This window comes from Sinobaca sp. SA16-1, from assembly GCF_059510515.1.
Genome location: NZ_JCAKFL010000003.1, coordinates 565,574 through 580,849, shown reverse-complemented (window position 1 = coordinate 580,849; position 15,276 = coordinate 565,574). Strand labels below are relative to the sequence as shown.

Annotated in this window: 13 protein-coding genes; all 13 read right to left on the bottom strand. The window is 46.8% G+C overall.

Annotated elements, in window-relative coordinates:
- Positions 1–26 precede the first annotated feature (26 nt).
- The 13 genes from rpsO to rseP all read right to left on the bottom strand — a co-directional run bounded on the left by rpsO (position 27) and on the right by rseP (position 15,268).
- Positions 27–296, bottom strand: a complete 270-nt coding sequence (gene rpsO, locus AC5W2J_RS10940) for a 30S ribosomal protein S15 (protein ID WP_252313781.1) — start codon at positions 294–296, stop codon at positions 27–29.
- A 137-nt stretch (positions 297–433) separates the two neighbouring features.
- Positions 434–1,411 carry a bifunctional riboflavin kinase/FAD synthetase gene (locus tag AC5W2J_RS10935; protein ID WP_496059487.1) on the bottom strand — a complete coding sequence of 326 codons (978 nt, stop codon included), beginning with the start codon at positions 1,409–1,411 and terminating at the stop codon, positions 434–436.
- A 31-nt stretch (positions 1,412–1,442) separates the two neighbouring features.
- Positions 1,443–2,357, bottom strand: coding sequence for a tRNA pseudouridine(55) synthase TruB (gene truB / locus AC5W2J_RS10930; protein ID WP_496059486.1), 915 nt, complete (start codon positions 2,355–2,357; stop codon positions 1,443–1,445).
- 141 nt (positions 2,358–2,498) lie between these two features.
- Positions 2,499–2,852 (bottom strand): 30S ribosome-binding factor RbfA, encoded by a 354-nt coding sequence (gene rbfA, locus AC5W2J_RS10925; RefSeq protein WP_496059485.1) that lies wholly within the window; start codon positions 2,850–2,852, stop codon positions 2,499–2,501.
- Positions 2,853–2,867: 15 nt separating this feature from the next.
- Positions 2,868–3,146, bottom strand: coding sequence for a DUF503 domain-containing protein (locus AC5W2J_RS10920; RefSeq protein WP_496059484.1), 279 nt, complete (start codon positions 3,144–3,146; stop codon positions 2,868–2,870).
- On the bottom strand, positions 3,143–5,245 hold the full coding sequence (infB, locus tag AC5W2J_RS10915; RefSeq protein WP_496059483.1) for a translation initiation factor IF-2: 2,103 nt from the start codon (positions 5,243–5,245) through the stop codon (positions 3,143–3,145). Before infB ends, AC5W2J_RS10920 begins: the two co-directional genes overlap by 4 nt.
- A gap of 18 nt (positions 5,246–5,263) precedes the next feature.
- On the bottom strand, positions 5,264–5,566 hold the full coding sequence (locus AC5W2J_RS10910) for a YlxQ family RNA-binding protein (RefSeq protein WP_496059482.1): 303 nt from the start codon (positions 5,564–5,566) through the stop codon (positions 5,264–5,266).
- Positions 5,563–5,835, bottom strand: coding sequence for an RNase P modulator RnpM (rnpM, locus tag AC5W2J_RS10905; RefSeq protein WP_496059481.1), 273 nt, complete (start codon positions 5,833–5,835; stop codon positions 5,563–5,565). The genes AC5W2J_RS10910 and rnpM overlap by 4 nt, the downstream gene beginning before the upstream one ends.
- A 26-nt stretch (positions 5,836–5,861) precedes the next feature.
- Complete coding sequence (gene nusA, locus AC5W2J_RS10900) at positions 5,862–6,965, bottom strand: transcription termination factor NusA (protein WP_496059480.1); 1,104 nt, start codon at positions 6,963–6,965, stop codon at positions 5,862–5,864.
- A gap of 31 nt (positions 6,966–6,996) precedes the next feature.
- Positions 6,997–7,467, bottom strand: a complete 471-nt coding sequence (gene rimP, locus AC5W2J_RS10895; RefSeq protein ID WP_496059479.1) for a ribosome maturation factor RimP — start codon at positions 7,465–7,467, stop codon at positions 6,997–6,999.
- 260 nt (positions 7,468–7,727) lie between these two features.
- Positions 7,728–12,026: a PolC-type DNA polymerase III gene (locus AC5W2J_RS10890; protein ID WP_496059478.1), complete on the bottom strand. Its 4,299-nt coding sequence runs from the start codon at positions 12,024–12,026 to the stop codon at positions 7,728–7,730.
- A gap of 111 nt (positions 12,027–12,137) precedes the next feature.
- Complete coding sequence (locus AC5W2J_RS10885; RefSeq protein WP_496059477.1) at positions 12,138–13,838, bottom strand: proline--tRNA ligase; 1,701 nt, start codon at positions 13,836–13,838, stop codon at positions 12,138–12,140.
- Positions 13,839–14,002: 164 nt separating this feature from the next.
- A complete protein-coding gene (gene rseP / locus AC5W2J_RS10880) occupies positions 14,003–15,268 on the bottom strand; it encodes an RIP metalloprotease RseP (protein ID WP_496059476.1) in 1,266 nt (421 codons plus the stop codon).
- Positions 15,269–15,276: the final 8 nt, after the last annotated feature.

The window sequence follows — 15,276 nt, the reverse complement described above, 5'->3', positions numbered from 1 at the left end:
GAGTTGCCCTCCCGCTTCTCTTACATTTATCTACGCAATCCAAGACTTTTGATTAGTTCACGGTAACGCGTAATATCTTTGTTACGAAGGTACGTAAGCAGGTTACGACGCTTACCAACCATTTTTAACAAACCGCGGCGTGAGTGATGATCTTTCTTGTGTGTACGCAAATGTTCGTTAAGTGTGTTGATCTGCTCCGTTAAAATTGCTACCTGTACTTCTGGTGAACCCGTATCATTTTCGTGCGTTTTGTACTGCTCAACAATTTCAGTTTTTCTTTCTAATGTTAAAGCCATCCAAAGCACCTCCTTCAATTAGTTAACGCCAATTCCCTAGCAGGACGTCGGAGGAACGTGCATGCCAAGCAACGGCTTGATTACATTCAATAGAATACGCTTTTTTCATAGAAAAAGCAAGGCATTCCTCTTACTTTTCACAATTCCTCCAACCGGCTCTGCGGCTCTCCGGCGGCAAGTACTTCTTCCGCCTGCTTTTTGTCGAGGTGCAGCTGAGCGATAAGGTCGTCCACCGAAGAAAATTTCTTTTCCCCGCGCAGGCGCTGGACCCATTCCACCTCCACTTTTTTCCCGTAAATGGACTCATTCATCTCAAATACGTGCACTTCCACTTCCGGCCGTTCTGCTTTTATATCATGGAAAGTAGGCTTGTAGCCGATATTACAGACCCCTTTCCAGCGTCTGCCCTGCACTGTAAACCATACGGCATAAACCCCGGTTTCCGGAACCATATATGGGTCTTTTATCAGTACATTGGCGGTTGGAAAGCCGATCGTACGTCCCCGCTGCTCGCCTTTAACGACCAGTCCGCTCACAGCATATAATCTTCCGAGCAGCACGGAGGCTTTTTCCACATCCCCGTCTAAAATACACTGTTTGATTAATGTAGAACTGATTTTTTCGTTTTCCCATTCTTTTTTTCCTACCGTCGTGTAGTCCAGCTTGCCCCGGGCATGAAAAGGGAGTGTTTCCATCGTGCCTTTCCCGAGCCGGCCGTAGGAAAAATCGAAACCTGCCACGACATGGACCGTTCGCGATCCAATTAAATAAGCGTCCACAAATTCCTGAGGCTCCAGCTCTGCAAACTGCTGGTCAAAGTGGACCACAAACAGGTAGTCAACGTCCAGCTTCTTCATTTGTTCTTCTTTAACCGGAAGCGGAGTAATGTAGCGCATCGTTTCCTCGGAATAATCCGGGGACAGCACCGTTTTAGGGTGGGGACTGAACGTCATTACTGCAAGTTTGGCCTGTTTTTTTGCCGCTATTTCTCCTGCCGTGCGGATGACCTCCTGATGGCCGCGGTGAACCCCGTCAAAATAACCCAAGGCCATTACTAAAGGCGGAAAATCATCGGCCTTTGGTATATTGTCGTGATATACATAAATAGTTTTCATCGTCTCACCTTTCCAATCGCCTCGGTTTCTGCTATGACCTGGCTTCGATGTAGAGCATAGTTTTTGGCTTTATTTTATCCGGTTTTGAAGGATGTCTTTCGTATACAGCCAGCGGTATAGAACCGGTCATAAATATAAAAGGGGAAGGCATGTCTTCCTGATAAGGAAGTACAGCCCCGTTTTTAATCAGCGCCAGCTCCTCCTCAGCCGCCTCCCGCCTGTCAATATGGGCCAGTGCTTTGGTGATGGGAATAACAGCCTTTTCAAGCATGTGTTCCTCCTGCAGCTGTGCCAGCTCCTCCAGCGTCCAGCTGTCCTGTTCCCTAAAGGGCCCTGATCCTGTGCGTACAAGGTTTTTCATATGCGCGGGCACAGAAAGAGCCCGGCCTATATCAACAGCCAGCGTCCGTATGTAGGTACCTTTACTGCAGACAATGTCGCATTCAAATGTAAATGCGCCGTTATCATAAGACAGGCTGTCTTTGTTCAGCGTAATGGAATAAATCGTTACATTTTTGGAAGGTCTCTCTACGGTTTTTCCTTCGCGGGCATACTCATACAACTTTCTGCCATTCACTTTTACCGCTGAATACATAGGCGGAATCTGCACCAGCTCCCCGGTAAACTGCTTTAGCGTGTCTTCGATATCCCGTTGTGATACTTCGCCCGGGTCGAGCGTCTCGACGAGCTCGCCTTCCGCGTCTTCGGTTGTAGTGCTGCTTCCAAGTGACATCACACACCGGTAGCTTTTAGGAAGGTCCATCATGTAATCGGAGATCTTCGTCGCACGTTCGATACAGATCGGCAGCACGCCTTCTACCGCTGGATCCAGTGTGCCGGTATGGCCGACCTTTTTGGTGCGTGCGATTTTTCTCATCTTATATACGCAGTCATGTGACGTGATGCCTGCGGGTTTCCAAACGGGAATAATACCTTCTATACTCATAATGACGGCCCCTCTTATCTATTATCAATTCGCTCTTCTTATCTATACTAGCGTAAAACAAAAAGAACTGTCCATAAATGAAGTTCTATTTTCTTGAGAAAATAATCCTTCTTATGGACAGTTCTTTCCTATTTATATCTTCTATTTATCCTCTTCGTGATGGATTTCCTTAAGAAGGGATTCAATTCTATTTCCGTAATCGATCGATTCATCAAATTCAAACATAATCTCCGGTGTTTTGCGAAGCTGGATCCGCTTGCCGATTTCGCTGCGGATGTATCCTTTTGCTTTCGTCAAAGCCTGAAGTGCGTCATTTTTCTTTTCATCGTCACCGAGTACGGTAATAAACACTTTAGCCTGCTGCAGGTCTCCGGTCACGTCCACACCGGTTACTGTAATAAATTCAATTCTTGGGTCTTTAAGGTCTCTCGTAAACATGGAAGCTAATTCTTTTTTCATCTGCTCCCCGACCCGATTGGCACGAATATTACTCATCGTTCTTCCTCCTTCTTACAGCCACTCATACGTAGTGATTGTTCGTTCTATCTCCATTTCCCTGTCTGCCCATTCTAAAACGTGTGCCAGCTCTTTTTCGGCTGCTTTTTTTGAGTTGGCTACGGTAACAGCAGAGAGGGCTGCGAGGTTCCATGTGTCGTGATAGTCCATTTCCGCAATGGATACATTGCAGTGCTTCCGGATTTTATTTTTCAGCCGCAAAAGCACAGAGCGCTTATCCTTTAAGGAATAAGCGCTGTGTATCAGGCATTCAAAATGAACGGCTCCGATCATGTGCGTTTAATTTCTTCCATGACATACGCTTCAATAACGTCGCCTTCTCGAAGATCATTAAACTTAGTTAACGTAACGCCGCACTCATAGCCGGCACTTACTTCTTTTGCATCATCTTTAAAACGTTTCAATGCGTTAATTGCACCTTCGTAGATAACGATACCGTCACGGATAAGACGAACTGTAGAATCTCTTGTAATTTTACCTTCGGTGACATAGCTTCCTGCAATTGTACCGATTTTTGAAACTTTAAAGAGCTGGCGGATTTCCACCTGACCGATAACTTTTTCTTCGAATATCGGGTCAAGCATGCCTTTCATTGCCGCTTCAATTTCTTCGATCGCATCATAAATGACACGGTGCTGGCGGATGTCTACTTTTTCTACATCAGCCGTACGCTTGGCATTTACGTCAGGACGCACGTTAAATCCGATAATAATAGCATTCGAAGCGGAGGCTAAAATAACGTCTGATTCTGCGATGGCACCTGCTCCAGCATGAATAATATTAATCTTCACGCCTTCTACGTCAATTTTCTCCAACGAGCCTTTTACTGCTTCTACAGAACCCTGTACGTCTGCTTTCACAATAACATTGATCTCTTTCATGTTGCCGTCCTGAATCTGGCTGAACAGATCATCAATGCTGACGCGGTTCGTTAAGTTACGCTCTTCGTCTTTTGCTCTGGCAGCTCTTTGTTCCCCAACGCTGCGGGCTTTTTTCTCGTCTTCGAATACAACAAACTGATCGCCTGCCTGCGGTACGTCACTTAGACCCGTGATTTCAACCGGTGTGGATGGCGCTGCTGATTTAACGCGGCGGCCGATGTCATTGACCATAGCGCGGATTCGACCGAATGTGTTTCCTACTACGATCGGATCGCCGACGTGCATCGTTCCATCCTGAACAAGAAGGGTGGCAACCGGTCCTTTTCCTTTATCAAGTTCTGCTTCGATAACCGTACCCGTTGCGCGTTTATCCGGGTTCGCTTTATACTCTTCTACTTCTGCTACAAGAAGGATCATTTCCACGAGCTCGTTAATGCCTTCGCCTTTAATCGCGGAGACGTTAACAAAGATTGTTTCGCCGCCCCATGCTTCCGGAACCAGTTCAAATTCTGTCAGTTCCTGCATGACGCGATCCGGGTTGGCTCCTTCTTTATCCATTTTGTTTACCGCTACAATAATCGGCACTCCCGCAGCTTTCGCGTGGGCAATCGCCTCTTTTGTCTGCGGCATAACACCGTCATCTGCGGCAACGACAAGAATAGTGATATCTGTCACCTGCGCCCCGCGCGCTCTCATTGTAGTAAAAGCGGCGTGACCAGGGGTATCAAGGAACGTAATTTTTTTGTTGTTTTCTTCGATCTGGTAGGCACCGATATGCTGCGTAATGCCGCCTGCTTCGCCGGCTGTTACTTTAGTATGGCGGATCGAGTCAAGAAGCGTTGTTTTACCGTGGTCGACGTGACCCATGATAGTGACTACCGGCGGACGTTCTGTGCGGTTTTCTTCGCTGTCGTTTTCGTCGGTATAAATATCAATGTCAAGCTTGTCGATTACTTCTTCTTCTTCCGCTTCCACGCCGTAATCAGCGGTGATCATTTCAATTGTTTCTTTATCAAGCGATTCGTTTTTTGTTGCCATTACACCAAGCTTCATCAGTTTTTTAATGACTTCGGAAGAGTCCCGGTGCAGTTTTTCAGCCAGTTCTCCTACCGTTAAAGATTCGATAAACGTAATTTTTTTAGGAAGAGCCAGAATCTGGTGTGGCGACTTGCTCTGCTGACGGGAGCTGCCTCTTCTTTTTCCTCTGCCTCGTGGATTGGATTGGTTGCCTCGGTTATTTGGTTTCGAGTTATTTTTAGTATTATTCATATTTGTATTTTTCTTTCCCTCATTTTCTGTTTTTTTATTAGTAGAAGCTTTTGGGGCTTCTGCAGCCGGCTTTGCCGGTGCCTGGATTTTTTTAATATCCTCATCGCTAATAATCGACATATGGTTAGTAACTTCTACGCCTTTGCTTTTAAGAGCCTGGACAATGTCTTTACTGGACTTGTCCACCTGCTTGGCATATTCGTACACCCTCATTTTGCTCATAAGCCTAACCTCCACCTTCTAATTATCCAGCAATGAGATTAGCTTTTTCGCGAATCCTTCATCGGTAATCCCTACGGTTACCCGTTCCCCTTTGCCGAGCGCATGTCCCAGTGTCTCGCGGGTTCCGGCAATTCTGTACGGCACACGATAATAGCTGGATTTGTCGTTGAATTTCTTCTGCGTGTTTTCCGACGCATCTCCGGCTACAATGACAAGCCGGAGCGTTTGGCTGCGGATATCTTTTAAGACAGCTGTGTCACCGGTTTTTACTTTCCCGGCTCTCGCAGCAAGTCCGAGCAGTGAATAAAATTTATCATTCATACTTTTTTCCCTTTGTTTCTTTCCTGCAGTAAGCGGTCATAGTCATCCGGCGTAAGAGAGACTTTCAGGTGACGGGAGACAGCATCGCGTTTCTTTGCTTCCATAAACACGGATTCCTCATTCGTCAAATAAGCGCCGCGGCCGTTTTTTTTGCCGCTGAAATCAACACTTACCCAGCCTTCTTTATCACGCACAATGCGGACGAGCTCTTTTTTTGTGCCGGATTCTCCGCTTACGATGCATTTTCTAATAGGAGGTTTGCGTTTCAACTCTTCTCGCTCCTTTTAACGTGCTGTCATGACTCTTCGAAGCTGTCGTCCCAGGCTTCTTCTGCTGTTTCTTCTTTCGGGGTGTAAAGGCCGAGCTCTTCTGCTTCTGTCTGGCTTTTAATATCTATTTTCCATCCAGTCAGCTTTGCAGCAAGACGGGCGTTCTGTCCTCTTTTGCCGATCGCAAGCGATAATTGATAATCAGGCACAATAACGAGCGTGCTTTTGTTATCATCATCCACCTGCACATCAAGAACTTTAGAAGGACTCAAGGCGTTTGCTACATATTCAAATGGATCCGTGGACCATTCGACAATATCAATTTTTTCGCCTTTTAATTCATCAACAATAGCCTGCACACGCTGGCCGCGCTGGCCGACACAGGAACCTACCGGATCTACTTCCGGGTCTTCTGCATGAACCGATATTTTCGAACGGTCTCCAGCTTCTCGTGCAACCGAAATGATCTCTACAGTACCATCATATATTTCCGGCACTTCTAATTCAAATAGTCTTTTTAACAAACCGGGATGGGTTCTGGATATAACGATCTGCGGACCTTTTGTCGTTTTTTCCACTTTCGTAATATATGCTTTAATCCGGTCGTTGTGCTTATAATTTTCATTGGGCATCTGCTCTCCCTGGGGAAGAAGCGCCTCTACTTTTCCAAGGTCCACGTAAATAAACCGGTGATCCTGACGCTGAACGATACCTGTCATGATGTCTTCTTCACGGTCGATGAAATCAGAATAAATAATGCTTCTTTCTGCCTCACGTACCCGCTGGGTCACGACCTGTTTTGCTGTCTGCGCCGCGATACGACCGAAGTTTTTTGGTGTCACTTCAAGTTCTACGACGTCGTCCAGCTCATATTCCGAGTACATTTCCCGGGCCTCTGCAAGCGAAATCTCCAGTCTTGGATCAAATACCTCTTCGACTATTTCTTTTCTTGCGAACACGCGGATGCTTCCGTTATCACGGCTTACATCCACCCGTACATTCTGGGCCTGGTTAAAGTTACGCTTATACGCTGAAATTAATGCAGCTTCAATCGCTTCCAGAATGATTTCTTTTTCAATACCTTTATCTTTTTCCAGTGAATTTAGTGCATCCATAAAATCTGTATTCACGAATTATCCTCCCCCTTGTTATCGGTACCTCTTAAAATTCGATGGCCAGTCTTGCTTTTGCTACTTTTTTATAAGGAACTTCCATTCGGACTTTCTTCTGCTTTTCTTTCTGGCTGATTTCAAGAATGCCATCCTGAAAAGAGAGAAGCGTTCCTTCGAAGACTTTATCACCATTTAAAGGCTTGTAGGTCGTAATGTTAATATACTTCCCTACTGCACGCTTAATATCTTCTTCCGATTTAAGCGGACGCTCGGCACCCGGCGAAGATACTTCAAGGTAATAATTTTCGTTTACTGGATCCTGTTCATCAAGTTTTTCACTCAGTTTTTCACTTACGGTCCCACAGTCTTCAATAGCTATTCCTTTTGGACTATCTATATACACTCGCAGAAACCAATTTTTTCCTTCTTTTTTATATTCCACTTCAACTAGTTCTAGCCCTAAATCTTCCAAGATGGGCTGAACAAGTCGTTTGGCGGTATCTTTGACCCGCTCGCTCATAACCATCCTCCTTGATTTATATGATAAGCTGTTTATTTTACGCTACGCCTGTTCATGTATGAAATAAGTGCAAAATACCCTTTTTTACAAACGAAAGAGTGGGTATTTACCCACTCTTCTCCCGACGCTTCATATCCATTGCTTTCGAATAAAAGATTACCATAAAACAGCTGGAAATGCAACCAAAGCTTGTTTTCATGCGACTTACAGGCTTCTATTGTTCGTTTTATCACCCGGCTGTTGTTCGTTCAGGCTTGTTTTTAAAATAAAGACAGCTGGTTGGAATCCGGAAGCCCCTGGAGGCAGCCGTGCAGATCGAGATTTTCAATCACCGTCTTGGTTGCTTTACTGCGCTGCTGCAGGTCTTCCTTGGAAAGGAATTCACCGCCTTCTCTCGCTTTTACAATGCTGGCTGCGGCGTTTGTGCCGACGCCGTCCAATGCGTTGAACGGAGGGATCAGCGTATCTCCTTCCACGATAAACTCTGATGCCTTGGAGCGGTACAGGTCGGCTTTCTGGAAGGAATAACCCCGTTCCACCATCTCAAGGGCAAGTTCGAGCACGGTGACGATGTTTTTTTCTTTTGGCGTGGCATCAAACCCCTTTGCCTGTATTTCCTGAATCCGGCTTTTAATGGACGTACCGCCTTTGATCATCGTATTCAAATCAAAGTCATCGGCCCGGACAGTGAAATAGGCAGCATAGAAAAACATTGGGTGATGCACTTTAAAATAAGCTATCCGCACTGCCATCAATACATAAGCAGAAGCGTGGGCTTTCGGGAACATATATTTAATTTTCAAGCATGATTCCACATACCAGTCCGGCACGCCATGCTTTTTCATTTCCTCGACCCATTCTTCCTGCAGGCCTTTCCCTTTACGGACAAACTCCATAATTTTAAATGCCAGGGCATCGTCCACCCCTTTGTAAATCAGGTAAACCATAATATCATCCCGACAGCCGATTACATCTTTTAGCTGGCACGTGCCGCTTTGAATCAGTTCCTGTGCATTTCCAAGCCATACGTCCGCGCCATGGGAAAGTCCGGAAATCTGCAGCAGCTCTGAAAACGTAGTTGGGTTCGTTTCCTCAAGCATCTGCCGGACGAACCTTGTACCGAATTCAGGAATGCCATAAGTGCCGGTTTTACACATAATCTGCTCCGGCGTCACGCCGAGAACTTCCGGCGAACTGAATATTTTCATTACTTCTTTGTCATCCACCGGAATCGTCTTCGGATCAATACCGCTTAGATCCTGGAGCATACGGATCACAGTAGGGTCATCGTGTCCCAGAATATCAAGTTTCAGCAGATTATCATGAATAGAATGGAAGTCAAAGTGAGTCGTGCGCCACTCCGACGTTTTATCATCCGCTGGAAACTGCACCGGGCTGAAATCGTGAATATCATATTCCTCTGGTACAACAATAATACCTCCCGGGTGCTGGCCTGTTGTCCGCTTGACACCGGTGCATCCGGACACAAGCCGGTCAATTTCCGCTCCGCGCAGGTGCATGTCATGATCGCTTTGGTAGCCTTTTACATACCCGTAGGCCGTCTTATCAGCAACGGTTCCTATCGTTCCCGCCCGGTAGACATTCTTTTCGCCGAAGAGTTCTTTCGTGTAGTGGTGGGCTCTCGGTTGATAGTCACCGGAGAAATTCAAGTCAATATCAGGAACCTTATCCCCTTTAAATCCCAGAAACGTTTCAAAGGGAATATCCTGCCCTTCTTTAATGTACGTGCTCCCGCACTTTTCACACGCTTTGTCAGGCAGGTCATAGCCCGACATCACGGAGCCGTCGTTAAAGAAATAAGAATGCTTGCAGGATGGACATACATAGTGGGGCGGCAGCGGATTCACTTCCGTGATTTCGGTCATCGTGGCTACAAACGAAGAGCCGACCGATCCTCTGGAACCGACGAGGTAACCGTCATCCAGTGATTTTTTAACAAGCTTCTGGGAGATAAGATAAATAACATCAAACCCGTGCCCGATAATACTGGCCAACTCTTTTTCCAATCTGCTTTCGACAATTTCAGGAAGCGGCGAGCCGTAAAGCTCCGATGCTTTCGTATAGCACATATCCCTGATTTCTTTATCCGAGCCTTCAATCGTCGGCGTATACAGCTTGTCGGGAATCGGATGGATTTCCTCCACTGAATCGGCAAGGGCTCTTGATTCCGTCACGACTACTTTCTTTGCCAGGTCTTCCCCAAGAAACGAAAACTCCTCCAGCATTTCATCGGTCGTCCGGAAATGCACGGCAGGCAGCGTCTGGCGGTTCAAAGGATTCGCACCTCCCTGGGAGGCTACAAGTATTTTCCGGTACACGCTGTCTTCCGGCTCAATATAATGGGCATTTCCCGTAGCAATAACAGGCTTCCCTAGTTCTTCACCGAGAGCGGCTATTTTTTTGGTGATGTCATAGATCGCATTCTGGTCTTTCAGCAGCTCTTTTTCCACGAGGTGCGCGTAGTTTCCGGGCGGCTGTATTTCAAGATAGTCATAAAATTCTGCGGCCGCTTTCGCTTCTTCCGCCGACTTCTGCATCATCGTTTCAAATACTTCCCCTTTGTCACAGCCGGAACCGACAATCAGCCCGGTCCGGTGCTTCTCCAGGACCGATCTTGGAATCCGCGGGTTGCGGAAGAAATACTCCAGATGGGACTTGGAAATGAGCGTATAGAGATTTTTCAGCCCTTCCTGGGTCTGGGCAATCAGCGTGCAGTGCGAAGGACGAAGCCGGTAAAAGTCACCCTGGCCCATGTTCTGGTTCAGCTGATTATGGTTGGCAATGTCTTTATTCATGGCATCTTTGAGCATTTTCCACAACAGATACCCCGTGGCTTCCGCATCATAAATCGCCCGGTGATGGCTGACTAATTCAATATCGAATGCCTTACATAATGAGTTCAGGCGGTGATTTTTCAAATGCGGGTATAAAAAACGTCCCAGCTCCAGCGTATCTATTACAGGGTTTCCTACTTTGCCCTGCTCCATTTTCCGGTAGCCTTCATTTAAAAATCCCATATCAAAGCTTGCATTATGGGCAACAAGAATATTGTCCCCCATGAATGTTTCAAAATCCGTAAGCACGTCCCTTAATTCCGGTGCGCCTTCAAGCATATCGTCTGTAATACCGGTTAAATCAATAATCGTGTCGGAGAGCTTCTGGTGCGGGTTGGCAAAGCGCTCAAACCGGTCGACAATTTCTCCGTCAATAATTTTCACGGCAGCCAGTTCAATAATCGTGTCGTATACAACGCTGAGCCCTGTGGTTTCAACGTCAAACACGATATACGTGCCGGAAGCCAGATCCCGGTCTGCTTCGTTGTACGCAATGGGCACTCCGTCATCCACCAGGTTGGCTTCGAGTCCGTAAAGAATTTTAACACCATGTTTTTTCGAAGCGTTGTAGGCATCCGGAAAGGACTGAGCTACACCGTGATCCGTAATAGCCACAGCCTTATGTCCCCATTCGGCTGCTTTTGCTACATAGGCGGAGGCCGTAGTTGTCGCATCCATCTGGCTCATATTGGTGTGGGCATGAAGCTCGACTCTTGTTTCTTCAGGATCTGCTTTATCCGTTCTTACTGCCGGCTGAATCTGTGTGACATCGTTTCCGATCATTACAAGGTCGCGTACAAATGTATCGTTCTGCACGCCGCCTCTTACTTTTACCCACATTCCTTTTTTGAGAGCCATGTACATCGGCAGATCCTCTTTGTCTCTGGAAAACATTTTCACGCTGATGGAATCGGTATAATCGGTAATTTTAAATGTTAAAAGCGTCCGTCCGCTCCGCAGCTCCCTTGTTTCCGCTTCGAAAATATACCCCTGAATCGCAATCCGTCGTTCTTCATCCTGGATTGTTTCAATCGGCACGGGCTCTTCTTTAATAGGATAGCCGATACGCAGTGAACCGGAATCGCCGGCTTTTTTAGAACGGTCTTCTTGTTTTTTACGCTCCATCATGGCTTCTACTACTTTGGAGTGATCTTCTTCTTTCTTTTTTTCCTCAAATGCTTCCCGTTCTTCCTCTGAATTCTTGACTTCTCCTTTAACTATGCACTTGCCAAATCCAAGCCCCGGCATAATTTCCTGAAGGGAATCCGAGAGCTTACGCTCCATCATGGACGCTTCCGCTTCATTTTTACAGGCAAGCGTAATGGTGTTGTTTTCAATCACCGGACTGCCGCCGTTCAAGCGCTGGCGTAAATGAGGAGCCATGCCATCGATTCGGTTAATTACGGCCGGCCAATAGGAAGGCAGGCGGTCAAATGGCTGTTCTTCTTTATATTGAATCGAAAAAGCAGTGGATGCTACATGAGTAAATGCTGCATTCATTTTCGTTTCAATTAGTTCAAATATGTCATAGGGAAGCGGCACAGGAAGGTAGAAATAAAAATGCCATTTTTTCTCCTGCTTGCTGATCTCAAGCTTCTCTATTCGCCCCTCCTGCAGATATCTTTCTTTTATGTCAGAGGGGACATCCAGCTGCTCCATCAGCAGCTGGAATCTTTCTTCTCTGATACGGTTGTCTGAACTCACTGCAGAGCACCCCTTTTCATTACTTTCTTCATAAAATTATCCCATGGTTTTCTTCGATTAGAAAGTGTCATTTCTAACAAAGGCCCATGGGATAATAGCGTGATTCTTTGATTATGCGTGTTCGTTTAAATAGTTCATAAGGCCGGATGCCGCCACTTCCACTGCTTCTCCGCCTTCTCTTAGTTTCACTTCAACAATGCCTTCAGCTGCTTTTTTACCGCAGGCTATTCTAACCGGAATACCGTATAAATCAGCGTCTTTAAACTTTACACCCGCGCGTTCTTTGCGGTCATCGTATAACACATCAAAGCCGGCTTCGCGGAGCTCCTTGTATACGGACTCTCCGAGCGCGGCCTGGTCTTCCTGTTTTACGTTCAGGGCAAGCAGGTGCACATCAAATGGAGCCACATTCTTCGGCCAGATAATACCCGATTCATCATGGTGCTGTTCGACAATTGCAGCAATTGTCCGGCTTACTCCAATTCCATAGCATCCCATAATTAAAGGCTGGGCTTTTCCCTGTTCATCCAGGAAGTCCGCTTTTAATGCTTTGGAATATTTGGTTCCCAGTTTAAATACCTGGCCGACTTCAATCCCTTTAGCAAAACGGATCGTTCCTTTTCCGTCCGGAGCAGGATCTCCTTCTTTAATAAAGCGCAGATCTTCATAAGAGCTGACTTTAAAATCACGGTCCGGGTGCACGCTCATAAAGTGTTTATCTGCTTCATTTGCTCCGGTTACCGCTTCCGCTATGCCGCGCACAGCAAAATCAGCCAGGATCTTTACGTTTTCCGGGGCACGGACCGGGCCGATAAAGCCTGTTCTGCATCCCATCACCTGCTCAACTTCGGCATCTTCTGCCAGTCTGACTTCTGAGGTATCCAGCAGGTTGGCTACTTTAATCTCATTTACTTCGTGATCTCCCCTGACCAGCACAAGCACAGGCTCTTCTTCCGTCATGAATAGGACAGATTTAATGATGGAAGTGCTTTCTATTGAAAGACCTTTCATCAGCTCGTCAATCGTTTTCATTTCCGGTGTATCAACCGGCGCCATCGAAGCTTCCGGCTTTGCCGGCTTTTCATAGCCGTCGGCAATCTTTGCCACTTCGATATTTGCTGCAAAATCCGAGGCGTCCGAATAAGCAATTGTATCTTCGCCAACGTCGGAAAGAGCCATAAATTCATGGGTGCCGCCTTTGCCGCCAATCGCGCCGGCATCTGCTTCCACCGCACGGAAGTCAAGGCCGCAGCGCTTAAACACCGATTGATAGGCACGAAACATATTCCAATAGCTCTCTTCAAGTCCTTCTTCACTGCTGTCAAAAGAATACGCGTCTTTCATCAAAAACTCACGGGAGCGCAGGACGCCAAAACGCGGCCTTCTTTCATCCCGGTACTTGTTTTGAATCTGGTACAGGTTCACCGGCAGTTTTTTATAGGAATTCAACTCATCGCGCACGAGTGAGGTAATCACTTCTTCATGCGTAGCACCAAGAACAAAATCGCGGTTATGGCGGTCTTTTAAGCGCATCAGTTCCGGTCCGTAATCATCGATCCGTCCTGACTCTTCCCATATTTCTGCGGGCTGCACAGCCGGCATTAGAATTTCCTGTGCGCCGGCATTGTTCATTTCTTCTCTTACGATATTTTCAATTTTTCTAAGTACTTTGTAACCAAGCGGAAGGTAGCTGTATATGCCGGAAGCCGTCTGGCGGATAAGACCGGCCCGCAGCATCAGCTGATGGCTTGTTATATCTGCTCCCTGCGGTACATCCCGCATTGTGGGGCTGAAAAATGCTTGTTGTCTCATAGTAGTAGGAACCCTCTTTCTTCAAGTTAAACAGACAGATGTTGTTCTGCCGGTATCGTTTTTGGATAAAACAAAGGCACCAGTACCCGCTCCCGACAAAAGGCTTACCTTTTGAGTCGTTATCTCCATCGAGAAAGCTCGGGCACTGAAGCCTTGCAGCATTATTATAAAAAGAAACGGTTTATATCATTCCACGTCACAGCAAGCATCAGCAGAATTAACAGCGCAAATCCGAGTAAGTGAACCAGGCCTTCTTTCTGCGGATCGATCGGCTTACGGCGGATCGCTTCCAGCCCGATAAAGATCAGCCTTCCACCATCCAATGCCGGAAGCGGCAGTAGATTGACAATACCGAGGTTTACACTCAGCATCGCCGCCCACTGAACGAGCACAAGAATACCGAGTGAGGCAACCTCGCCTGTGGCGTTATAGATACCTACAGGGCCGGCCAGATCATCAAGTGAAAATTGTCCGGTTAAGATTGTGCTCAGCACCTGAAAAATCAGTGTGGCTACGTTGTATACGCTAGTTGCACCGTATTCTATCGAGCCAAGGAAAGAATGTTCAGGAGCCGGCGCGTTGACGCCGATCTGACCGATTTCCTGTTCTGCCATTTCATCATACACGCTGTCCGGTTCCACCGTGATGGTCTGTTCTTGTCCGTCACGTACGATCTCAAATGGAACAGCCTCGCCTGGATTCTGCTGAATGACTGCCGTCATTTCCTGCCATGTGTCGACCTGCTGGCCGTCCACGGCGTTTACTTCATCGCCTTCTACCAGTCCGGCTTCCTCTGCGGGACTTCCATCAACGAGTTCTCCCATGGAAGCTTCTTCAGTCGGCACGCCGTTTATAAGCGCAAACGTCATAAACAGCACAAAGGCTAAAATAAAGTTCATCGCAGGTCCAGCAAATATGGTAAGAAACTTGGGACCCGGCTTTTTGGAGCCGAACTGTCTGTGGTACGGGGCAATCTGTTCCGGCTTTTCATCTACGATCATATTGCAGGCATCATCTACCTCAAAACGCTGCAGCTCTTCTTCGTCATCTGTGTAGGCTTCTATAAACAACTGTTTATCCAGGTCTATACGCTCGACAGACACTACTTTTGCTTCAGGATGCTTTGATTTATTGTTAACGATGATTTCTTTAACTTTGCCGGCGTCATTCCAGACCAGCCCTACTTCATATCCAGGCTTAATCTGCACCTGCTCCGGTTCTTCACCGGCCATGCGCACATAGCCTCCAAGCGGAAGCAGCCTGACTGTATACAGTGTTTCGTTACGCTTTGTTGAAAATATTTTCGGGCCGAAGCCTATTGCAAATTCCCGGCATAAAATACCGGCTTTTTTGGCAAAGTAAAGATGCCCCCATTCATGGACTGCCACCAGCACTCCAAAAATAATAATTATTGCAATTAATGTATCCAATTTTTTCC